Source organism: Pseudomonas sp. S49, from assembly GCF_009866785.1.
Lineage (GTDB): Bacteria > Pseudomonadota > Gammaproteobacteria > Pseudomonadales > Pseudomonadaceae > Aquipseudomonas.
In genome coordinates this window covers 930898-953801 of sequence record NZ_CP019432.1, presented here as the reverse complement: position 1 = coordinate 953801, position 22904 = coordinate 930898, and the positions used below count along the sequence as shown (strand labels likewise).

Sequence of the window (22904 nt, the reverse complement as noted above, 5' to 3'; positions counted from 1 at the left end):
TCAACCTGCTCAAGCACGCAGCATCACCGTAGCCGACAGCGGTTTATCTCCATATAATGCCGCCCCTATGGCTAAACAGAAGAAACACCCAACAGGGACCATCGCGCAGAACAAAAAGGCGCGACACGATTACTTCATCGAGCATAAGTTCGAGGCTGGTCTGGTCCTGGCCGGCTGGGAAGTAAAAAGTCTGCGGGCAAGCAAGCTACAGCTGGTCGACAGCTATGTCCTGCTCAAGGATGGCGAAGCGTGGTTGCTCGGCAGCCACATCACGCCTCTGATGACCGCAAGCACCCACGTCATCGCCGACCCGGTGCGCACACGCAAATTGCTGCTCAACCGCCGCGAGCTGGAAAAGCTTGCAGCGATGGTGCAGCAAAAGGGTTACGCCTGCGTCTGCCTGTCCTGGTACTGGAGCAAGCACATGGTCAAGTGCGAAATTGCTCTGGGCAAGGGCAAGAAGGAATACGACAAGCGTGACACCGAGCGCGAACGCGATGCCGGTCGTGAGCTGCAGCGTGCCGTGCGCAACAAGGGCAAGGAAGATTAATTTCTTCTGCCTTTAAAGTGTATTCGCGAGCAGGCTCGCTCCCACATTTGGAGTGCATTTCAATGTGGGAGCGAGCCTGCTCGCGAAAGCTATTGCAGCATCAACACAGAAATAACTGATCACATCCCCTTGCGCCGCTCCGCCCGAGCCATGCGCTGAACTTCCTGCCGCACCTCTTCCAGCACCTCCTGCACATACAAAATATGTCGGCTGGAGACTTCCCGCGCCTGCTCCGCACGACCTTCGATAATCGCCAGATACAATTCCCGATGCTGGGTGATCAGCATGTCGCGGGTTTCCGTGCGCTGCTTGTACATGCCGCCGATGTTGGTGACCACATTACGTTTGAGCAGATCGAACAGCCCGCGAATAGTGTGCAGCAACACCGCGTTATGGCTGGCTTCGGCAATTGCCAGATGGAATTTCGCATCCGCCGCGCCCTCCTCCGCCCGGCTGACTTCATCGTGACGCGAATAGCAGTCCTGTAGTTCTTCGAACGCTGCGGTCAAGCGCTCGCGATCCACATCAGTAGCGCGCAATGCAGCGTAATAGGCGCACGATGCCTCCAGAGTGTGCCGAAATTCCAGTAGATCGCGTTGTGCCTCGGGGTTGCTTTCAAGCAGCTGCAACAGCGGATCACTGAACGTCGACCCGAGGCTTTCCACCACATAATTGCCGCCGCCCTGGCGACTGACCAGCAGCCCTTTGGCCGCCAGTTTCTGAATCGCTTCGCGCAGCGACGGCCGTGATACGCCAAATTGTTCGGCGAGCGTGCGCTCCGCCGGCAGCCGCTCACCGGACTTCAGCGTGCCCTCAAGGATCATCCCCTCAAGTCGCTCGACAATATCGTCAGACAAACGGCGCTGACGTATCTGATCAAACCCCATAACTCATTTCTCCACGATCCCGACCGCTCGCCGGGCTCTCTATTCTGGCCTATCGGCGCCTTGTCGACACCTACCAGACGCTACTTGCAGAAACCGGATCAGATGCGATCTGCACCGCTTGTTCGACAAAAGTTTTAACGCGGCAAATTGACACACCGACATCAAGGCTTTTACCCTAGCCAACAGCGATTGTAAATTGGTATTACCAATTATCCAAGAACGCTGACAGTGCCTGACCAACAACAATTAGGGGCCACCCCATATGCAAACCTGGCAACAGCTCTACAGCCCGCTCGGCAGTCTCGGCGTATCCGCACTCGCGGCCGTCATTCCCATCGTTTTCTTCTTTCTCGCGCTGGCGGTGTTCCGCCTCAAAGGCCACGTGGCCGGGAGCATCACCCTCGCCCTGTCGATTGCCGTGGCAATCTTCGCGTTCCAGATGCCGGTCGATATGGCTTTCGCCGCCGCCGGCTATGGTTTCGCCTACGGTCTGTGGCCGATTGCCTGGATCATTGTCGCAGCGGTATTCCTCTACAAACTGACGGTCAAAAGTGGTCAGTTCGAGGTCATTCGCAGTTCGGTGTTATCGATTACTGACGACCAGCGCCTGCAAGTGCTGCTGATCGGTTTCTGCTTCGGTGCGTTCCTGGAGGGTGCCGCCGGTTTCGGCGCGCCCGTAGCGATTACTGCCGCACTGCTGGTCGGACTGGGCTTCAACCCGCTGTACGCCGCCGGCCTGTGCCTGATCGCCAACACCGCACCAGTGGCGTTTGGTGCCCTGGGGATTCCGATCATTGTTGCCGGGCAAGTCACCGGCATCGACGCGTTCAAGATCGGCGCCATGACCGGTCGCCAACTGCCACTGCTGTCGCTGTTCGTACCGTTCTGGCTGGTGTTCATGATGGACGGCCTGCGTGGCGTGCGTGAAACCTGGCCGGCTGCACTGGTTGCAGGCTTGAGCTTCGCCATCACCCAATACTTCACCTCGAACTTCATTGGCCCGGAACTGCCGGACATCACCTCGGCCCTGGCCAGCCTTATTTCCCTGACCCTGTTCCTGAAGGTCTGGCAGCCGAAACGCGCCGCCGGCCAACACATCGCCGGCGCCGTTTCCGCTTCGGTGGTGACCGCCAGCGTCGGCGGTTTCGGTCAAAAGCGCACCACCGTGGCTTCGCCTTACAGCCTCGGGGAAATTTTCAAAGCGTGGTCGCCGTTCCTGATCCTCACCGTGCTGGTAACGATCTGGACGCTGAAGCCTTTCAAAGCGATGTTCGCCGCTGGCGGTTCGATGTACAGCTGGGTGTTCAACTTCGCGATTCCGCACCTTGATCAACTGGTGATCAAGACCGCACCGATTGTGGCCGCTCCAACAGCAATCCCTGCGGTGTTCAAACTTGATCCGATTTCCGCGACCGGCACCGCGATTTTCTTCTCGGCACTGATCTCGATGCTGGTGCTGAAGATCAATTTCAAAACTGGTCTGACCACTTTGAAAGAGACCTTCTACGAACTGCGCTGGCCAATCCTGTCGATCGGCATGGTGCTGGCGTTCGCTTTCGTCACCAACTACTCCGGCATGTCTTCGACCATGGCGCTGGTACTGGCCGGTACGGGCGCAGCGTTCCCGTTCTTCTCGCCATTCCTCGGCTGGCTCGGCGTGTTCCTCACTGGTTCGGATACTTCGTCCAACGCCCTGTTCAGTTCGCTGCAAGCGACCACTGCGCACCAGATCGGCGTCAATGACACCCTGCTAGTTGCAGCGAACACCAGCGGCGGCGTGACCGGCAAGATGATCTCGCCACAATCGATCGCCGTGGCCTGCGCCGCGACCGGGCTGGTGGGCAAGGAATCGGATCTGTTCCGCTTCACCCTCAAGCACAGCCTATTCTTTGCAACGATTGTCGGTTTGATCACCCTGGCCCAGGCCTACTGGTTCACCGGCATGCTGGTGCACTAAACCAATAAGAAACCTACAAAACGTCTACAAGAAGCATGGAAATAACCGACGCCGATCCGTGATTTCGGCGTCAGCAATTCACAACCCGGTCTGTAAGGCTGCTGAAAGCAACTCTCTCTATATTTCAGCAGCCGCAACAGACGGATAACCGGGCCCACCCGGAGACACGCCTGATGAGCGAGCTTTTTTACAACGCCGTGCCAAACGCGACCCGTGTGGCACCGCCACTGCCCGAACCTCGGCAATACCCCAGCGAGAAACCGGCGCGGGTCTACCTGTTCGGCACGTGCGTGGTCGATCTGTTCTACCCCGAAGCCGGGATGGACGCGATCCACTTGCTGGAGCGCGAAGGGATCCGGGTCGAGTATCCGCAAGGGCAGAGTTGCTGCGGGCAACCGGCCTACACCTCGGGTTACACCGAGCAGGCACGGACGGTAGCGCGCTCGCAACTGGCGCTGTTTGCCGGGGATTATCCGGTGGTGGTGCCGTCGGGTTCCTGCGCCGGCATGCTGCGCGAGCATTACGCCGACTTGTTCAAGGACGAGCCGGAAACGTTGAAACAGGTTCAGGCCCTCGCGGCCCGCACCTATGAACTGGCCGAGTTTCTGCTGTTCGTCTGCAAGGTGCAGCTCAAGGACAGCGGCGAGCCGGTCAAAGTCGCGCTGCACACTTCGTGTTCGGCACGTCGCGAAATGAACACCCACCTGCACGGCCGCGAGTTGTTGGCGCAGTTGAGCAACGTGGAACGGGTCAACCATGACCACGAAAGCGAATGCTGTGGCTTCGGTGGGACATTCAGCGTCCGTATGCCAGACATTTCCGGCGCGATGGTGGCTGACAAGACCAAAGCGTTGAAGGATTCCGGCGCGCACAAGGTGTTGAGCGCCGACTGTGGCTGTTTGATGAACATCAACGGCGCATTGGAGAAACAAAAAGAAGCGCTGCGCGGGCAACATCTCGCCAGCTTCTTGTGGCAACGAACCGGGGGTGCGCAATGAGCACTTCCGCGATTATTCCTACGGTCGCCGTAGAAGAAGATTTCCGCACCCGGGCACACAACGCCTTGGGTGATCAGCAGCTGCGGAACAACTTCCGCACTGCCATGGACTCACTGATGGTCAAGCGGGCAGCCGCTTTCAGTGATCCCCATGAAAGAGAACATTTGCGCGCACTGGGCAATTCGATCAAGGCCCGCGCGCTGTCCAAGTTGCCCGACCTGCTCGAGCAACTGGAACAGAACCTGACCCGCAACGGTGTGACAGTGCACTGGGCGGAAACGGTGGACGAGGCCAATGGCATCGTCTTATCGATCATCCGCGCTCACGAGGCGCGGCAAGTGATCAAGGGCAAATCGATGGTCAGCGAAGAGATGGAGATGAACCATTTCCTCGAGGCTCGGGACATTGAATGTCTGGAGTCCGACATGGGGGAATACATCGTCCAGCTCGACCACGAGAAGCCTTCACACATCATTATGCCGGCGATCCACAAGAATGCCGGTCAGGTCGCGTCCTTGTTCCACGACAAACTTGGCGTGGAATACACCAAGGACGTTGACCAACTCATTCAGATCGGTCGCAGAGTCCTGCGGCAGAAATTCTTCGAAGCGGACATCGGCGTCTCCGGTGTCAACTTCGCCGTCGCCGAAACCGGCACCCTGCTGCTGGTGGAAAACGAAGGCAACGGGCGCATGACCACCACCGTGCCGCCGGTGCACATCGCCGTCACCGGCATCGAAAAAGTCGTGGAAAACCTGCGTGACGTGGTGCCGCTGCTGTCACTGCTGACCCGCTCGGCGCTGGGCATTCCGATCACCACTTACGTCAACATGATCTCCAGCCCGCGCAAGGAGCACGAACTCGACGGCCCACAGGAAGTCCATCTGGTGCTGCTCGACAACGGTCGCAGCCAGGCTTTCGCCGACAGTGAATTGCGCCAGACCCTGAATTGCATCCGCTGCGGCGCTTGCATGAACCATTGCCCGGTTTATACCCGCGTCGGTGGTCACACCTACGGCGAGGTGTATCCGGGGCCGATCGGCAAAATCATCACCCCGCACATGGTCGGTCTGGCCAAGGTTCCGGATCACCCGAGTGCTTCGTCGCTGTGCGGTGCCTGCGGTGAAGTCTGCCCGGTAAAAATTCCGATTCCGGCGATCCTGCGACGCCTGCGCGAAGAGAACGTCAAAGCCCCGGACAGCCCGAATCAAGTGATGCGCGGTCAGGGCAGCAAGTATTCGCGCAAGGAACGCTTTATCTGGAACGCCTGGGCCAAGCTCAACAGCTCGCCAACCTTGTATCGATTGTTCGGCTTCTTCGCCACGCGCCTGCGGGCGCTGACTCCGAGCAATGTCGGCCCATGGACACAAAACCACAGCGCGCCGAAACCCGCCGCCCGCTCACTGCACGACATGGCCCGTGAGCATCTGGCCAAACAGGGAGACCGCTGATGAGCGCCAAGCAAAATATCCTCGGCAAGCTGCGGAAAAGTCTGACCGGCACCACGCCGATTGCCGACAACTTCGATGTCGATCTGGTGACGCAGCCTTACACCTACAGCGCCGAACAACGCATCCCGCAACTGCGCAAATTGATGGAAGCGGTGCACACCGAAATCCACCTGACCTCGGACGCAGAATGGCCGGCGCTGCTTGCGCAATTGCTGCGTGATCGCCAGTTGCCGAGCCTGTTGATCGCGCCGACGACAGCGCACGGGCAACGCATCACACAGCATTGGGCGAACAATCCTGATCTGCCAGCGCTGAAGTCCTACGACCGGCCGATGGAAGAGTGGAAAGCCGAACTGTTCAACGACACCCCGGCCAGCCTCACCGGCACCCTCGGCGCCATCGCCGCTACCGGCAGTTTGATTATGTGGCCAACCCGCGAGGAACCACGACTGATGAGCCTGGTGCCGCCGGTGCATTTCGCCCTGCTCAAGGCCAGTGAAATCCGCGACAACTTCTATCAGGTGCAACACGAATTCAAATGGGCGCAAGGCATGCCAACCAACGCATTGCTGGTGTCCGGTCCGTCGAAAACTGCCGACATCGAGCAAGTGCTGGCTTACGGTGCCCACGGCCCGAAAGACCTGGTGGTTCTGATCCTGGAGGACCAATGACGCTTCCAGTGAATTTCCTGCGTGATGCGCAACAACTGATTCCGGCGGAGCGCCGCTTTGATGATCCGTTATCGACTCTGGCCTTTGGTACTGATGCCAGTTTTTATCGGCTGATTCCGCAACTGGTGATCCGCGTCGAGTCTGAAGATGAAGTCGTGGCACTGCTGAAACTGGCTCAGCGCGACCATGTTCCAGTGACCTTCCGTGCGGCGGGCACCAGTCTGTCGGGTCAGGCGATCAGCGATTCCGTTTTGATCGTGCTTGGAGATAACTGGAACGCGCGCGAGATTCGTGGCCAAGGCATGCAAATCCGCCTGCAACCGGGGGTGATCGGTGCGCAAGCCAACGCATGGCTGGCACCGTTCGGGCGCAAGATCGGCCCGGATCCGGCTTCGATCAACGCCTGCAAGATTGGCGGGATCGTCGCCAACAACGCCAGCGGCATGTGCTGCGGCACCGCGCAAAACACCTACCACACGCTGGCCGGGATTCGCCTGGTGCTGGCCGATGGCACACGTCTGGATACCGAAGACGCTGCCAGTGTCGCCGCGTTTCGCAACAGTCACGGCGAGTTGCTGGAGCGCTTGGCTACCTTGGGCCGCGAGACCCGCGCCAACGCCGAACTGGCTGCAAGAATCCGCCACAAATACCGTCTGAAAAATACCACCGGCCTGTCGCTGAATGCCCTGGTGGATTTCGATGAGCCTGTGGATATCTTGAGCCATTTGCTGGTCGGCTCCGAAGGCACCCTCGGTTTTATCAGCGCAGTGACCTACGACACAGTGATCGATCACCCGAACAAAGCCTCGGCGCTGATCGTCTTCCCGGATGTGGAGACCTGCTGCAACGCGGTCACCGTGCTGAAAAGCCAGCCGGTGTCTGCAGTTGAGCTGCTGGATCGCCGCAGTCTGCGCTCGGTGCAGGATAAACCGGGCATGCCCGCTTTCGTACAACAGCTGTCGAACAATGCCTGCGCATTGCTGATCGAATCCCGCGCCGCGTCTTCCACTTTACTGCAGGAACAACTGGCGCAAATCATGGCCTCGCTCAGTGGCTTCCCGGTAGAAAAGCAGGTCGACTTCACCGAAGACCCTGCCGAAAACGCCAAGCTCTGGGCGATCCGCAAGGACACCTTCCCCGCCGTCGGCGCGGTGCGCAAAACCGGCACCACGGTGATCATCGAAGACGTAACCTTCCCGGTCGAACAACTGGCCATTGGCGTCAATCGCTTGATCGAGCTGTTCGACAAACATTCCTACGATGAGGCGATCCTTTTCGGACACGCGCTGGAAGGCAATCTGCACTTCGTCTTCACCCAAGGCTTCAACAACCCGGAAGAAGTCGCACGCTATCAAGCGTTCATGGACGACGTCGCGCAACTGGTCGCCGTGGAGTTCGGCGGCTCGTTGAAAGCCGAACACGGCACCGGCCGCAACATGGCGCCGTTCGTGGAACTGGAATGGGGCAGCGACGCCTATCAGTTGATGTGGCAGCTCAAACGTCTGCTCGATCCGAACGGTATTCTCAACCCGGACGTGGTGCTCAGCGAAGATCCGCAGATCCACCTCAAGCATCTGAAACCGCTACCGGCGGCGGATGAGATTGTCGATAAGTGCATTGAGTGCGGCTTCTGCGAGCCGGTTTGCCCGTCGAAAGGACTGACCCTGAGCCCGCGCCAGCGCATTGTGATCTGGCGCGATATTCAGGCGAAAAAACGCGCCGGCATCGACACCCGAGAACTGGAAGAAGCTTACGAGTACCAAGGCATCGAAACCTGCGCCGCCACCGGTCTGTGTGCGCAACGCTGTCCTGTAGGCATCAATACCGGCGAGCTGGTGAAAAAGCTGCGCGGCCGACACGCAACGCATCAGAAAACCGCTGACTGGATCGAAGGAAATTTCGCCAAGACCCTGCAAGGCGCACGCTTCACCCTGCACGTGGCCAACGGCGCGCGGATGCTGCTCGGGGCGCCGCGTCTGGCGAAACTTTCAGCAACGATTACGCGACTGTCCAAAGGCCAGGTGCCGTTGTGGACGAATGCGATGCCGCAACCGGAAAAAGCGATTCGCTTCAGCCCGAGCGCGTCAGATGAACGCCCGCGCGTGGTCTATCTGGCTGCTTGCGTGTCACGAGTCATGGGCCCGGCGGCAGGTGACAAAGAGCAGATGTCGCTGTACGACAAAACCCGTGGGCTGCTGGAAAAGGCCGGCTACCAAGTGGTCTTCCCGGACAATCAGGACAACCTATGCTGCGGTCAGCCCTTTGCCTCGAAAGGCTACGCCGAACAAGCCGAACACAAGCGTCAGGAGTTGATCAGTGCATTGCTCCACGCCAGTCGCGGCGGTCTCGATCCGATTTACTGCGACACCAGTCCGTGCACGTTGCGACTGGTTCAGGACGTAGGAGAAACCCGTCTGGATCTGTACGACCCGGTGCGCTTCATCCGTACGCACCTGCTCGAACGACTCGACTTCACCCCGCAAGACGCGCCGATTGCGGTGCACGTGACGTGCAGCACGCAACATCTGGGCGAAAGCCAGGCGTTGATCGATCTGGCGCGCAAATGCAGCAAGAACGTGGTGATCCCGGAAGGCATTCACTGCTGCGGATTTGCCGGCGACAAAGGCTTCACCACGCCGGAGCTGAACAGCCACTCGCTGCGCACGCTCAAGGATACGGTGCAGCATTGCAGCGAGGGGATTTCCACCAGCCGCACCTGCGAGATCGGTCTGACGCAACATGGCGGGATTGACTACCACGGACTGGTCTATCTGGTGGATCGAGTGACCCGGGCGAAGGCCTGCTGAAGAAAAATAGAACCCTTGAGTTCGACTGTAGTCCACAGAATAACCCCGACTGATCGGGGTTTTTCTTCCATACGGTTGCCCGTCCTGACGGCCAGCGAAGTCTGGACCCACTCGGTTCAAGGAGATACACATGAAACGTTCTGTACTGTTAGGTCTGTTCGTTACTGCATCGATGATGGCGTCCACTTCGTTTGCTGCTGACAAGCCTGACGACCTGTGTGAAGTCAATATTCAGACCATCAACAATGCCAAGGGCCAGCTGTCAGCGAACCCGGAACTGAGTCAGCGTGCTAACGCCAGTGTGAGCAAGGCCGAGGCGCTCAAGGCTCAAGGCAAAATCGACGATTGCATTGCGGAAACCTCGCAAACCATCGTGGAACTGCGCAAATCCACCGGTACCAACAACTGATCAGCGTCCCGGCCAACCTTCGGGTTGGCCTCGCGGGCCGATTGGCGTACACTGCGCAGGCTTGTTGCTCAAACAGATGTACTGAGCAATGAGTTCGGGGCCGTTTAGGATTCGACGCCGGTTGCGAAACTCTAGGTGCATGCCGACTTGGTAACAGAAGTCGTAAATCCACTGTTGCAACTACTTATAGTTGCCAATGACGACCAATACGGTGTTGCTCTCGCTGCTTAATTGCAGCTGACAATGCTCCTGGTACCTTCGGGTCCAGCAATCATCAGGGGATGTCTGTAAACCCAAAATGATTGTCATATAGAACAGAATCGCCGTGCAGTACGTTGTGGACGAAGCGGCTAAAACTTACACAACTCGCCCAAAGCACCCTGCCCTTCGGGTCGCTGAGGGTTAACTTAATAGAAACGGCTACGCATGTAGTACCGACAGCGGAGTACTGGCGGACGGGGGTTCAAATCCCCCCGGCTCCACCAACTCTCAACAACAAGGCCCGCCAAGTGCGGGCTTTGTTGCATCTGGACATCAGCCAAACCGGGGATCCACGACCGCAGCCTGCAATCTTCAGGCTCGATAACCCCGGCGATGCTCCGCCAACCTACAAAAAAGGACGACACAATGTCGTCCTTTTTCCTACCTGCACTCATGCCCCATCAATGAGCAACACTAACCAAATCCGGACGACTGGACTTGAGCATCGCTTCATTGACCTTGCCTTGAATCGAGCAAGTAAACATCCCCTTACTCCCAGCACTCAGCTCTTCCGGAGCCGGTTCGATCAAGAACACCCGCTCAGCACTGTCGACCACCAGCTTACCGGCAGTAGCGGCAGGATCTTCCGGCTGCCAGCTGGATTTGCCATGAGACCAGATTTCCGCACGAGCGTAGAGTCCCTGCGACATCTCCATGCGTGGTCCGCCCGCTTTTTCCAGCTGAGTGTGGAGTTCATTCGGCGTCTGTTTGGCGTAGAAGCCCCAACTGATGATGCGCGTGCCCATCAGGTCCATATCTTCGGCGTAGAAGCCGGTCAACGACATGCCATCGATCTCGACCGGCTTGGCGAACATCCAGCGCTGCCCCATGTCGCTCTTGGTACCGCCGGACAATTTGATCTGGCCATTTTCGACAGAGTTCGGCACCAGATCCTTGATCAATGGTGATTGCACAACGGCCAGTGAGTGATCGTCACAAGCGGCAAATGACGCCACTGGTGAGGGTGCAGCGGCAACGCTGACAGTCGAAAAGAGGGTCACAAGGGGCAGCAGGAAAAAGGGTTTCATGGAATGACTCGAATGAAAGACTGAAGAAACTGGCAAAAAATGATATCACAGTGATATCAATTGACAGACTTTCGACATTCAATCAGTGCTCATGCCGGTGATGAATATCCGGAAAATGTGCATGCCGGTGACGCATCGGCGTATGCACATGCGGATGGCTGTGCGGCTCCGTTCCATCCCAGTCAAACCCGTGCGTATGCTGGTGATGCTCGTCGTGTGTGTGGCGATGATCATGCTCGAGCCGTTCGTGCTGATGCTCATGAATATGGTTCTCCATCAAGTGAATCCATACCCCCACGGCCATTAACGCCGCAGCGAGCAGGAACATCAGCGACACCGACTCGCCCAGCAGCAGAATCGAGATAGCTGCGCCCAGAAACGGCGCGGTGGAAAAGTACGCGCCGGTGCGTGCACTGCCCAGCCCACGCAGGGCGAGGACGAACATCACCAGGCTGACCCCGTAACCGAGAAACCCGACCAGCAGGATGGGCACCAGCGAGGCGGTTGCGGGCAGTTGTTTGCCGATGAACAAGGCGAGGCCGCAGTTGACCACTCCCGCCACAAGACCTTTGCTGCCCGCGATAAACAGTGCATCCGAGGCAGACACCTTACGTGTCAGGTTGTTATCGATGGCCCAGCAAAAGCAGGCGAACGCGACGGCCAGCGGCCCTGTCCAGTCTTGCGCCGACACGGCTTCTTGCGGCCAGGACAACACGACACCGCCAGCCACGATGGCGAGCATGCCGATCACGATTCGCCGATCGGCGTTTTCCTTGAACACTACCCACGCCAGCAGCGCCGTGAGCACTGATTCCAGATTGAGCATCAGTGACGCGCTCGCGCCGGACGTTCGGGTCAAACCGAACATCAACACCACCGGTGCCAGCACGCCGCCGAAGCCGATGGCACCGACTAGCCACGGCCATTCGCCGGCTCCTAGTCCGGAACGCTGCCAGCCTCGATCGCGGGCAAAACGCAGGATGGTCAAACCCAGCCCGCTGCCCAGATAGAGCAAACCGGCCAATAGAATCGGTGAAATCTGTACGCCCAACAGCTTGGCGAGTGGCGTACTGGCGCCAAACAATGCTGCCGCAACCAAAGCGTAGAGGATGCTCACATTCATGACGGGATCACTCGCTCGGGCCGATGAAATACCGGTGACAATCATGGCAGAACTCAGGTGAGAATTATGTGACCGTTCCGCCCGCTGACTACATGCTTCAGATGGCTTTCCGTGATCACCGCGACTGCCGTCTGGTTTTGTCGCCATGCCGTCCTTCCCACACCGAACGTCCTAGGAAAATTCCCGCAACACGCGTCGACTTTGATGAACTGGTGGACAGTTCCTCAGGGCGTTACGCTCCACGACCACTGCCATCCAACGGACGGTTTGGCAGCCGCAATTGCAGTGAATGTTCACTCCACGGAGCTACGTCATGAAAAAGACCCCACAACTTTCGCTGGTTGGCTCGGCATCTTCCGACGCGCCCGCTTCCAGCACCCAAACTCAGTCGAATACCACCGCACGCACCGAGGCGACCCGTCGGCGGCGTAGCGTCCCGCTCAATCAACTCATCAGGGTGCGTGACGATGTCGACACACTGACCCTGCTCACCCACGCCAGCGAGATCCTCGACTCCCTCGTCGCCATCAGCGCAAACCTTGCCGATGAGTTCGACGGTTCGAAACGCCATGTGGCGGTGGCCATGAAGCAACTGAGCGCACTGGCCGAGATCCTGGTCTGCCGGGCGCGGGACAATCTTGATCCGCAGGGACCGCAAACCTGCGGGCCTGAAACCCGCCATTGACGGGTGAAACCTGTACGAGTCGCCCCGTCGCTCGGGTGAGCATCGGACAACGCCGAGCCGCCCATCGAGATGAATTTTTCTTCACTGCAGCTACGTGGCCAAGCCTTGTACAGTCCGCTCGCTCATTCAAGAAACTACGGTTCGCCCGCGCTCCTGCGGGCTTTTTTTTGCCTCGAATTTACCGCTCCAACCTGCGAGGGCTTGCTCTCCCACAGGCGAGTGCGCCAACCTGCCGGAAGATCCCCCACTCCGGAGCATCCGATGCCGCTGTTGACCCTGCCCTACCAACGCCTGACGCTCGCGATACTCGCACCGGACCAGGCCGACCTTGAAAGCGAGTTCTACCGACGCAACCAACGCCACCTCGCGCCATGGTCGCCTATCCGCACCACCGAATATTTTTCCACCGAGCAGATTCGCCGGCGCCTTGAAATACAGGCCAGCGCCTTCGAGGCCGGGCTGGCCATGCACTTCGCGCTGCTGACGCCGGACGGCCAGCAAATGATCGGCGCGTGCAACTTCAGCGGCATCATTCGTGGTGCCTTTCAGGCGTGTTATCTGGGCTATCACATCGATGAGGCCCAACAGGGTCAGGGCCTGATGCAGGAAGCGCTGGAAGCTGGCATCGCTTACATGTTCGATATCCAGAACCTGCACCGGATCATGGCCAACTACATTCCCGGCAACGAGCGCAGTGAGCGTTTGCTTGAGCGGTTGGGCTTTGAACGCGAGGGTTACGCCAAGGCGTATCTGAACATTGCCGGGCGCTGGCAGGACCACGTGCTGACGGCGCTGGTCAATCCGCTGTTCGAAACGCCGGAAAAGCGTTGGTCGCGACGACTGGCCTGAGCTTCACAATTTATTCAGGATTGCCGACGTATGCTCAGGCTCCCGCCCCTTCCGGTTGCCTGAAACCATGTCGCGTGCCGTCACTTCACTGTTTCTGCTTGCCGCCCTGCTGTTTTTCTTCGCCTTGGGCGGCCATCAATTGCAAGGCTCCACCGAGGCCCGCGTCGCCGGCATCGCCATGGAGATGCACCTTGATAACGACTGGGTGACGCCCCGGCTGTTTGGCGAACCGTTTCTGGAAAAACCACCACTGAGCCTGTGGCTGGATGCCGGCGCCATGCGCGTGTTTGGCGTTTCACCGTGGGCGGTGCGGCTGGCGTCGGCGGTGGCCGGTTTAATCAGTGTGATGCTGCTGTACGGCATGTTGCGCCGGTTTGGACGACCGAAAATGGTCGCCTGGACGGCAGGCATTCTGCTCGCGACCATGTCCAGTTACTGGAGCAATGTGCGCGGCGTCGGTGAGGATGCGTTGCTCGCTCTCGGCGTGACCACGGCGCTGCTCGCCTTTTATCAAGCGCAACGGGCACCGAGTGTCGGCAGCTCGCTGTTGTTTATTGTCGGGATTGCCATCGCCACGTTGAGCAAAGGTGTGCTGGGGCTGGCCATGCCGGGGGTGGTGATTTTTGCTTACCTTCTGGCCGACAACCTGATGGACAAGCGCCTGAAAATCGTTGACTGGCTGCGACCGGGCTTACTGACCCTGGTCGGTTTGATTCCGCTGCTGATCTGGCTCGTCATCCTCTTTCAGCACGGCGGCGCACAAGCCGTCAGAGAAGTGCTGTTGACCAACAGCGTCGGGCGCTTCAACGGATCGTTCGTCGAAGCCGGACACTACGAACCGTTCTATTACTACCTCGCCAAACTGCCGGAAGCCTTTCTGCCCTGGAACATTCTGGTGTACCTGGGACTCTGGCATTTCCGCAAACAACTGAAGGCCAACCGTTACCTGTTGTTTTTCAGCCTGTGGATCATTGCGCAGTTCATCATGCTGACCTTGGCGTCGAGCAAGCGCACGGTGTATCTGATGTCGATGACACCCGCCGCTGCAGTGATCGCAGCGGAGTATGCGGTCGTGCTGTTCGAGCGCTTGAAGCAGTACGAATCAGGCAATGGATTCGTAGGCCGAATCACCCGGCAGCGTCAGACACTGGCAGTCGGCGTACTCACGCTGGTGATCGGCAGTTATCTCGCGGCCGCGCAATGGGCGCTGCCCCACGCCGACAAAAAGCTATCGTTCCTGCCGTTGAGCGAACACATTCAAATGCTGCAAGCCGAAGGTCGACAAGTTGCGTTGTTTCAAGCCAATGAACGCGTTGGCGGCGCCAGCGTTTTTTACACCCGACAGGTGCTGAAAGGCCTGGATACCGACGCGCAACTGAAAGACTTCCTCGCAGCCTCGCCATCCCACGTCGCCGTCATGGCGGCAGACCGCGAACCTGTCGCACCGTTGAAAGTGCTCAAGACCCTGAGAGTCGGTCGGCAGGCTTATTACTTCGTCAGTTATTGAGGTAGCCGCTACACGATCATCTCGTGCAGGCACGCCCCTGAACCCGCGATGAAAAAGAGCCTCAGCGGGGCCGTTACAAATTCCGTAGGACAAAATCCTTTCAGCTCTGGGAAATGCGGCCGATACAAACCTGCTAACACCCTTGCTGGCTCAAAAAAACAACAATCTTCCAGCCTAACCGACGACAAGAAACCCAACGTTTCTGGAGGATTTTTGATGAATAGCTGGTTCGGCAACATCAGCGTGAACATGAAACTGGGCCTGGGCTTCGGCCTGGTGCTGGCCCTGACCTGCGTGCTGGCCCTGACAGGCTGGACCAGCCTCGGTGGCCTGATCGACCGCAGCAACTGGATGAGCGACATCACCCAGCTCAACGCCGGCCTGACCAAACTGCGTGTGGTGCGCCTGCAATACATGCTGACCAATGGCGATGAAACCGCCGCGCAGAATGTGCAGACCACCCTCGAAAGCTTCGCCGCGCAGCAACAGAAGCTGATCAACAGCTTCAAGAGCCCGGAAAACGTCAAACTGCTCAAGGAGCAGGCCGCGACCATCGCTGAATACCAGACGTCGCTGAACAAAATGCGCAACGCCTATCGCACCGGCAACAGCGCCCGCGACAGCATGAGCGTGAGTGCCGAGACCGCGTACAACCAGATCGAATCGATCAGCAAGCGCGTACAGCAGATGGACATGAGCGAGCAGCGTTTCGAACAGTTCCAGGCGATCACCGCCGCCAAGGAAGCGTTCATCCTCGCGCGCTACGAAGTGCGCGGCTACACCGCCACCACCAACGCCGACACCGAGCAGAAAGCCGTCGGCCAGGTGGATGTCGCGATCGCCAGCCTCAAGCAACTGAACGTGCATTTCGCTGATTCTCAGCAAGATGCCCTGCGTCAGTTGGAAACCGCACTGGTCAACTATCGCAGCGCATTGATGGCGTATAAAAATGCCAACACCGATGCGGTGCAGGCGCGTAAGGAAATGACTGATCAAGGCGCCGCCATCGTCACCACCAGCGAGCAGCTGTATCAGATCCAGCTCGACCGTCGCGACATCGAAAGTGCCCAGGCGCGTACCTTCCAGTTGATCAGCACCCTGCTGGCGCTGTTGGTCGGCGTGATTGCTGCGGTGATCATCACCCGTCAGATCACCCGTCCGCTGCAAGAAACCCTGGCTGTGGTCGAGCGCATCGCCAGCGGCGACCTGACCCAGAACGTCACGGTCACCCGTCGCGACGAACTCGGCGTGCTGCAACAAGGCATCGCACGCATGGGCGTGACCCTGCGTGACTTGATCAGCGGCATCCGCGACGGCGTCACCCAGATCGCCAGCGCCGCCGAAGAACTCTCGGCCGTGACCGAGCAGACCAGCGCCGGTGTGAACAGCCAGAAAGTCGAGACCGATCAGGTCGCCACCGCGATGCACGAGATGACCGCCACCGTGCAGGAAGTTGCGCGCAACGCCGAAGAAGCCTCGCAAGCTGCTGCCGCCGCTGACGGTGAAGCCCGTGAAGGCGACAAAGTGGTCAACGAAGCCATCGCGCAGATCGAGCGTCTGGCCAGCGAAGTAGTGCGTTCCACCGAAGCCATGAGCGTGCTGCAACAGGAAAGCGACAAGATCGGCAGCGTCATGGACGTGATCAAGGCTGTTGCTGAACAGACCAACTTGCTCGCCCTCAACGCTGCGATCGAAGCCGCGCGTGCCGGTGAAGCCGGTCGTGGTTTTGCCGTGGTCGCCGATGAAGTTCGTGGCCTGGCCCAGCGTACGCAGAAATCCACCGAAGAAATCGAAGGCCTGGTCGCCGGTCTGCAGAACGGCACCCAGCAAGTCTCGGCGGTAATGAGCAACAGCCGCGCCCTGACCGACAGCAGCGTAGCGCTGACGCGCAAGGCTGGCGCATCACTGGAAAACATCACCCGCACGGTGTCGAACATCCAGTCGATGAACCAGCAGATCGCTGCAGCGGCTGAACAGCAAAGTGCAGTGGCTGAAGAGATCAGCCGCAGCATCATCAACGTGCGCGATGTGTCGGAACAGACCGCAGCGGCGAGTGATGAGACGGCAGCGTCGAGTGTTGAACTGGCGCGTTTGGGTGGTCAATTGCAACAGATGGTCAGCCACTTCCGCGTTTGATCCTGATTTCGCGCTGAAGCTACAACCGCATCGCGAGCAGGCGAAGGCCTACAAGAAATGGTGTTGATCACAGATTATGTGAACGACGCCAATCCCCTGTAGGCCTTCGCCTGCTCGCGATTGCGTCCGCCCCATCACCCCGATGTCCCGGAAAAAACTCCGCCTAATGTAGGAGCTGCCGCAGGCTGCGATCTTTTGATCTTCGCTTTTGAACAAATCAGAAGCCAGATCAAAAGATCGCAGCCTTCGGCAGCTCCTACATAAAGGTATTCTTCAGCGCGTGCGCATTTCGAGCATCAGCAATCTGGAAAATCCATAACCCTGGCTTTTTCCTGCCGTGAAGGCAAACCAAGGTCGATCCCTCCGACCGAGGAAAAGCGCTGGCGAATCCGGCTACCCAAGCCTCCAGCGCTATCCCTTCTAATCAATGCTCGCCCCAGAATCATGCGAGCTTCTTCCTCGATGGAATTTCCGTTCTGGGTCGCGTTAATCCGTAACTGATCCATGAGCGGACCATCAATATTTCGAATTGTGATACTGGCCATGATGCCTCCTGCTATCAAGCAAAAATCATTGATCGAGACTAACACCCAACCCAAGAACAGCCAGCGCAATCACTTAGCGCGTCCCACGCTGCCGCAACGCCGACGGCATGAAGTACGCATCCTCCGGTACGGGTTGTGCGAAATCCACCGTCTCCGCCTCTTCGTTATCAAGGTTCTGCACGTAGTAACGACGCGCCTGCAAATCGTGGAAAACATCCAGCGCACTCCACGTGGTGGGCAAGTCGTAGAAGTTTTTCAGGTAGGCCATCGACACCCGCCACAACTCCCCTCGCCCATCGTACTGATCGACCAGCGCGGCGCCCCAGCTGTCTTCATCGAGAAACAGCACTCGCTTGGAATAGATATGCCGCGAGCCCGGTTTCAAGTTGCCTTCCACCACCCACACGCGGTGCAGTTCGTAGCGGGTGTATTGCGGGTTGAGGTGGCCCGGCGAGAGCAATTGCGCGTACTTCACGTCGGGGCTGGCGACTTTGTAGTTGTTGTAGGGGATGTAGATTTCCTGTTTGCCCTTGAGCTTCCACTCATAGCGGTCCGGCGAGCCGTTGAACAGATCGGTGTCGTCGGCGGTGCGCAGGCCATCGGAGGAAGCGATCGGCGTGTCGTAGGCGAGGTTCGGTGCGCGACGCACGCGGCGTTGGCCGGCGTCGTAGATCCAGGCTTGGCGTGCGTCCTTGAGTTGATCGAGGGTTTCGTGCACCAGTGCGGCACCGCCGGCCAATCGTGCCGGGCTTTTCACGAAGGCGAGGTAGTAGAACAGGATGTTTTTCAGGTCGGCGAACTGGCCGTTCGGGCGGTAATAGTTGAACAGCGCTTCCTGCTGCGAGGTCACCAGCGCGAAGCTGCCGTTGCGCTGTACCGGCGCTTCGGAAGCGCGGCGCACGACGTAGATGCCGCGGTAGCGGGTGATGTGGTTCCACAGCACTTCAACGCCGTCCTTCGGTACCGGGAACGGCACGCCGCCGTAGGCATCAGAAAAGCCGCTTCCGCCTTCGAGCAATTTGGCTGAGGTCGCATTCTTGAGGGTGTTGTCGTACAGCCACTGCGGCGCCGAGCCAGATCGCCGGGACGGGTAGACCGGCATCTGGAAGGTGTCCGGGTAGCTATTGAACAGGGCGATCTGACCGGGGCTGAGGTGCGCTTTGTACTGGTCGAGATTGGCTTTGGTGATGGTGAACAGCGGTTTGTCGGCCGCGTACGGATCGGGGTGATGCTGGCCCGGTTTGTAGCCGGCGGGCGCCTGGGTGATGCCGCCGGTCCAGGCGGGGATGGTGCCGGCGGCGTTGCCGGCGCGCTCGGCGCCCATGGGGGTCAGGGTGGTTTTCAGTTGTTCGGCTTGTTGCGGGGTGATGGCCGCGAAGACGCTGCTAGCGGCAAGGCCTAAAACAAACCCTAGCGAAGCTTTGGTCAATCCCGAAGTGTGAACCATGATCTTCTCCAAAATACAAAAACCTGTGGGAGCGAGCCTGCTCCGGGCGGCGTTCCGACGAAAGCGGTGGGTCAGTCGACATCAATGTTGAATGTGACGGCCTCTTCGCGAGCAGGCTCGCTCCCACAGGGGCTGTGTGTAGCCTTTAAAGGAAATACTTGAGGTTGAACCCGACGTTATCGCGGTCGCGAATGCCGTTGTTCTGCCCGCCGCCGTAGAACTCGGTGTATTGCAGTTCAGCTTCGAGCTTGTTCTGGTAGTTGGCCTTGATCCCCAGCGTGTAGGCCTTGCGACCTTCGATGGTGTTGCCAGCCTGATAGCTGTTGCCCTCGAAATCGTCCTTGTAAACGATATACGGCGAGACGTTGACCCCGGCGTATACGTCGTTCCAGGTGCCGTTGAGCATCACCGTGTAGCTGTAGGAATTGCGGTTGACCTGATCGTCGCGATCACCGCCGGAGACATAGGAATAGTTGCCCGTGCCCGCGTAAAAACGACGACTACCGTCATACGCGGTGTATTGCAGACTACTGCCGCGCAGGTGTTCTGAGGCCAGTTCGAAGATGCCGAACAGCGAGTCGAACGAAGCGGTCGGGCCGAAGTTGTAAATGGTGCCGAGCGAGGTGTTGAACGCTTCGACACGTTCGGCGTTGTTGATCTCGCTGTTGAGATTGACCATCTGCCCGCCGACGTTGATCGACCTGCCTGTCACCGCCACGGCAGCACCGTTGGCCAGGTCACCGATCAAATCGTTGGTGGCTGCGACACCGATCGGCAGGTTCGGCCGATAAGCAATTTCGCCGAACACCGATGCCTCGCCCAGTGTGGTGTTGAAGCTGAAACCGTACATGCGGATGTCTTCGGCATAGCGCCGATGCGCCTGGATATTGCCCATCACATCAGCGGTGGCCAGACCATTGGCCAGCGCCCCGGCCTGACTGCCGGCAACACCGGACAACAGGCTGGTCAGCGCATCCATGTCGATGCCGTTGTAGCCGCCCAGGTCCGCCGCGATGGTCGGTTCCTTGGCGTGGTAGTTGACCAGGTACAAACCGAACTCGGTGCTGTTGAGCTGTTCGGCGATGTAGCGAAAGGCAAAGCCGAACTGGCCATCGTTGCGCGCGTTGTAGTCCTTGCCGATGGACGCGACTTTGAGCGTATTGCCGTAGGCCGGGGTCACGCCGTTGGCGTACAACCCGGTGCTTTGCAGGGCGGAACTCAGTAGCGGGTTGTTGCCGAGTGCGCTGTACAAACCGATGACATTGCCAAACCCCGGAACCGGCGTGTCGAGCGCCGTGCCGCTGAAGTTGTTGTACCCGGTGTTGCCGCCGTCGGCGAACAGGTCGGTTTGCGAATAAAACGTGCCGACCGGGTCGATACGGGTTTCCTTCCAGTTGGTCTGGTAGAAACTCTCCAGGGTCAGCGAGTCGGTCAGGCCGATGTTGAAGCTCAGCGCCTCGACCGGCACCAGCACTTCCTTCACTTCGGCGCCGGGCAAACGGTACTTGGCGGCGTCCACCGGGTTGGTGGTGTTGATACCGCCACGATAGAAAATCCCCTCGCCCCAGTTGAACACCTGACGGCCGACACGTGCGGTCACCGGCATCTGCGCAACGTCCCAACTGCCATGCACGTAGGCGTCGAGCATCTCGATGCGGCTGCCGGCGATGTCGCGGGTCTGGCTGGTGAAATGGTTGTCCTGCGGGTAGCTCTGGCTCGGCTGCGACGGGCTGTTGTTGTCGTAGTAGTCGTTGCGCTTGTCCATCAGTTGCGTGTCGTAGAACGCGGTGCCGCGCACGAACACGCCGTAGTTCTGATAGTTGGCTTCAAGCTCGGAGGTGATCTTGTACACCTCGGAAACCAGCCCGGTGTCGAAGTTGCGATTGCCGTCGTTGGTATTGACGTCATCGTTAGTCTTGTCGCGGCCCTGCACCCGCCACAAACGGCCGTAAGACAAGGTCGTGTCGAGGGAGCCAGTGACCTGCTTGTCCATCAGGCTGAACTCCACCGCGTGCGCCGCATCGACTGCGCACAGTTGCAGCAACCCGGCCAGGCCGACACCGGGGAGCCCGGCGCCCGTCAGGCGCAATCGAGAGTTGATCATGTGTTCCTCCTTCCCTGTGTTTTTATTGTTTTGGTGTACGTTGCCGCGCTAAGGCGCCAATCCGGCGCTGACGTAAATCCGGCTGTGCGCGCCGAAATGCCCGAGCAATTTCAACAGCTGCTGGTTAAGTGCCGGGTGGTCGAAGTCTTCTCGTTGCAGCTGATTACCGCTGCTGAAATCACTGCTGACGGGCGCCGTTTCCAGCCACTGGCCGATGGCTTCGTCGAAGGCTGCGGAATCGTTGACCGCTTCGGCGCTGACCACTTCGCGCAGGTAGTCGACCGAGTACGGCGGGTAGCTTTTGTCTTGGGCTACATCGGCGTAAGCATCAAGCATCGGATGCGGCTGCCCCGTGCGCAGCACGCGGCGCAGCCAGGTCGACTGATACTTCTCCACTTCCATATGCCGAGTAGCGACGCGCTCGATGGAGGCTTGTTTGTCCTCAGCGAAACCGGCGATTGCCTTGCCTTCCAGCAGCAAAAGACTGGCGAGGTCGACGCCGGGCAACGGCTTGGCGTGATACGGCTGAGTCAGGTCCTGAATGTGGTGCAGGCCCCAGCCGAGAAAGCGATAACCCCAATACGGATGACCGCTGGCAAACGCCAGTCGCGCCAGGCCCATGTATTGATACGCGCGCCAGTCCGGCCAACTGCGCTCGAGGAAACCGGCAGCGGCATACACCACCGCGCTTTCATGGAAGAAGCCCATGTGGAAAGGCGCCTGCGAGCTGTACTGGAAACGCGCATCACCGAACGGTTGCGGGCCGAAACCGTAGAGCGCGCCGACCTCGCCGGGGTTATCACTGAACAGATTGATGTCGTGGCCGTAATCCGGCTCGTCGGCGGCGCTGGCGAGTATGGCCAGCGGGGCGACTTTTTCATGATCGGCGACCACGATGAAGCGTTGGCGATTCCACGGCGAAAGGGTTTGCTCGACCATGACCTGATTGGCCTGCAAATGCTCACGTTCGGGCAGGTCTTTGCCGGGCAATGGCTGGATGACCATCGCCAGGTAAATCTCGGGATTGATGCGCAGTGCCGTGAGAAAGTCGTGGCGCAGATTGTCACTGGGCACCGCTGGCAATTTCAGGTTATCGGGGCGTGGTGGGTATTGCGCGAAGTGCTCGCGGGCAAAGCTTTCCTGTTGCTCCAATAGCGCCAGCACGGCCGGGTATTGCTCAGTGAGAAACTGCTCCAGTGGCTCGACTGCAACCGCTGGCGCATCGCGCAACGCCGGCAGTTCCTGCAGAGCCAGATAGCTGCCCACCGTATGGTTCGACCAGCCCCAGGCGCTCGGGGCCGTTGCACAAAGCAGCAACAGGAGGGAAGTCAGTTTCATTGCTTCTGGTTCTTATTGGCGGTGCCGTGGGGGATGAGCCTAACAACCGACCCCGCCGCTGACACTGTCCGATCTCACCAGAAAAAGTCTCCGATGGCGCCAATTACCCGATATCAAAAACACCACCGTCCCCTGTAGGAGTGAGCCTGCT

The 22904-nt window shown here is 58.9% G+C and carries 18 protein-coding genes and 1 other RNA gene; 12 read left to right on the top strand and 7 right to left on the bottom strand.

The window, feature by feature from the left end; all coding sequences use genetic code 11:
* The first annotated feature begins 67 nt into the window (after window positions 1-67).
* Window positions 68-550, top strand: coding sequence for an SsrA-binding protein SmpB (gene smpB, locus PspS49_RS04050; protein ID WP_008088297.1), 483 nt, complete (start codon window positions 68-70; stop codon window positions 548-550).
* 119 nt (window positions 551-669) lie between these two features.
* On the opposite strand, the gene PspS49_RS04045 is transcribed toward smpB, so the two are convergent.
* Window positions 670-1437, bottom strand: a complete 768-nt coding sequence (locus PspS49_RS04045; RefSeq protein ID WP_007915207.1) for an FCD domain-containing protein — start codon at window positions 1435-1437, stop codon at window positions 670-672.
* A gap of 262 nt (window positions 1438-1699) precedes the next feature.
* On the opposite strand from PspS49_RS04045, the gene PspS49_RS04040 reads away from it, so the two are divergent.
* From PspS49_RS04040 to ssrA, 7 genes are all read left to right on the top strand, one after another.
* Complete coding sequence (locus PspS49_RS04040; RefSeq protein WP_160038261.1) at window positions 1700-3394, top strand: lactate permease LctP family transporter; 1695 nt, start codon at window positions 1700-1702, stop codon at window positions 3392-3394.
* Between the two features lie 173 nt (window positions 3395-3567).
* Complete coding sequence (locus tag PspS49_RS04035) at window positions 3568-4392, top strand: (Fe-S)-binding protein (protein ID WP_160038259.1); 825 nt, start codon at window positions 3568-3570, stop codon at window positions 4390-4392.
* Window positions 4389-5843 (top strand): LutB/LldF family L-lactate oxidation iron-sulfur protein, encoded by a 1455-nt coding sequence (locus PspS49_RS04030; protein ID WP_160038257.1) that lies wholly within the window; start codon window positions 4389-4391, stop codon window positions 5841-5843. Before PspS49_RS04035 ends, PspS49_RS04030 begins: the two co-directional genes overlap by 4 nt.
* A complete protein-coding gene (locus tag PspS49_RS04025; RefSeq protein WP_160038255.1) occupies window positions 5843-6514 on the top strand; it encodes a lactate utilization protein in 672 nt (223 codons plus the stop codon). The genes PspS49_RS04030 and PspS49_RS04025 overlap by 1 nt, the downstream gene beginning before the upstream one ends.
* Window positions 6511-9321: an FAD-binding and (Fe-S)-binding domain-containing protein gene (locus PspS49_RS04020; protein WP_160038253.1), complete on the top strand. Its 2811-nt coding sequence runs from the start codon at window positions 6511-6513 to the stop codon at window positions 9319-9321. The genes PspS49_RS04025 and PspS49_RS04020 overlap by 4 nt, the downstream gene beginning before the upstream one ends.
* Window positions 9322-9451: 130 nt before the next feature.
* Complete coding sequence (locus tag PspS49_RS04015; RefSeq protein WP_150774859.1) at window positions 9452-9730, top strand: hypothetical protein; 279 nt, start codon at window positions 9452-9454, stop codon at window positions 9728-9730.
* Between the two features lie 96 nt (window positions 9731-9826).
* Window positions 9827-10215, top strand: a transfer-messenger RNA (tmRNA) gene (gene ssrA, locus PspS49_RS04010).
* A gap of 177 nt (window positions 10216-10392) precedes the next feature.
* On the opposite strand, the gene PspS49_RS04005 is transcribed toward ssrA, so the two are convergent.
* Window positions 10393-11019 carry a hypothetical protein gene (locus PspS49_RS04005; RefSeq protein ID WP_160038251.1) on the bottom strand — a complete coding sequence of 209 codons (627 nt, stop codon included), beginning with the start codon at window positions 11017-11019 and terminating at the stop codon, window positions 10393-10395.
* Window positions 11020-11101: 82 nt separating this feature from the next.
* Window positions 11102-12142, bottom strand: a complete 1041-nt coding sequence (locus tag PspS49_RS04000) for a DMT family transporter (protein ID WP_160038249.1) — start codon at window positions 12140-12142, stop codon at window positions 11102-11104.
* Between the two features lie 313 nt (window positions 12143-12455).
* Between PspS49_RS04000 and PspS49_RS03995 the strand changes: the two genes are divergently transcribed.
* From PspS49_RS03995 to PspS49_RS03980, 4 genes are all read left to right on the top strand, one after another.
* On the top strand, window positions 12456-12827 hold the full coding sequence (locus PspS49_RS03995; RefSeq protein WP_160038247.1) for a hypothetical protein: 372 nt from the start codon (window positions 12456-12458) through the stop codon (window positions 12825-12827).
* A 261-nt stretch (window positions 12828-13088) separates the two neighbouring features.
* A complete protein-coding gene (gene rimJ / locus PspS49_RS03990) occupies window positions 13089-13676 on the top strand; it encodes a ribosomal protein S5-alanine N-acetyltransferase (RefSeq protein ID WP_160038245.1) in 588 nt (195 codons plus the stop codon).
* 67 nt (window positions 13677-13743) lie between these two features.
* The gene (locus PspS49_RS03985; RefSeq protein ID WP_160038243.1) at window positions 13744-15183 is read left to right on the top strand and encodes a glycosyltransferase family 39 protein; all 1440 of its coding nucleotides are present in this window, start codon (window positions 13744-13746) and stop codon (window positions 15181-15183) included.
* Between the two features lie 216 nt (window positions 15184-15399).
* Entirely contained in the window at window positions 15400-17319 is a 1920-nt protein-coding gene (locus tag PspS49_RS03980; protein ID WP_127925770.1) for a methyl-accepting chemotaxis protein, read from the top strand.
* Between the two features lie 296 nt (window positions 17320-17615).
* On the opposite strand, the gene PspS49_RS03975 is transcribed toward PspS49_RS03980, so the two are convergent.
* The 4 genes from PspS49_RS03975 to PspS49_RS03960 all read right to left on the bottom strand — a co-directional run bounded on the left by PspS49_RS03975 (window position 17616) and on the right by PspS49_RS03960 (window position 22753).
* Entirely contained in the window at window positions 17616-17864 is a 249-nt protein-coding gene (locus PspS49_RS03975; protein ID WP_160038241.1) for a plasmid stabilization protein, read from the bottom strand.
* A gap of 73 nt (window positions 17865-17937) precedes the next feature.
* Window positions 17938-19311, bottom strand: a complete 1374-nt coding sequence (locus PspS49_RS03970) for a DUF1329 domain-containing protein (RefSeq protein WP_150749613.1) — start codon at window positions 19309-19311, stop codon at window positions 17938-17940.
* 145 nt (window positions 19312-19456) lie between these two features.
* Complete coding sequence (locus PspS49_RS03965) at window positions 19457-21415, bottom strand: DUF1302 domain-containing protein (RefSeq protein ID WP_160038239.1); 1959 nt, start codon at window positions 21413-21415, stop codon at window positions 19457-19459.
* A 48-nt stretch (window positions 21416-21463) separates the two neighbouring features.
* Window positions 21464-22753 carry a phospholipase gene (locus tag PspS49_RS03960; protein ID WP_160038237.1) on the bottom strand — a complete coding sequence of 430 codons (1290 nt, stop codon included), beginning with the start codon at window positions 22751-22753 and terminating at the stop codon, window positions 21464-21466.
* Window positions 22754-22904 lie beyond the last annotated feature (151 nt).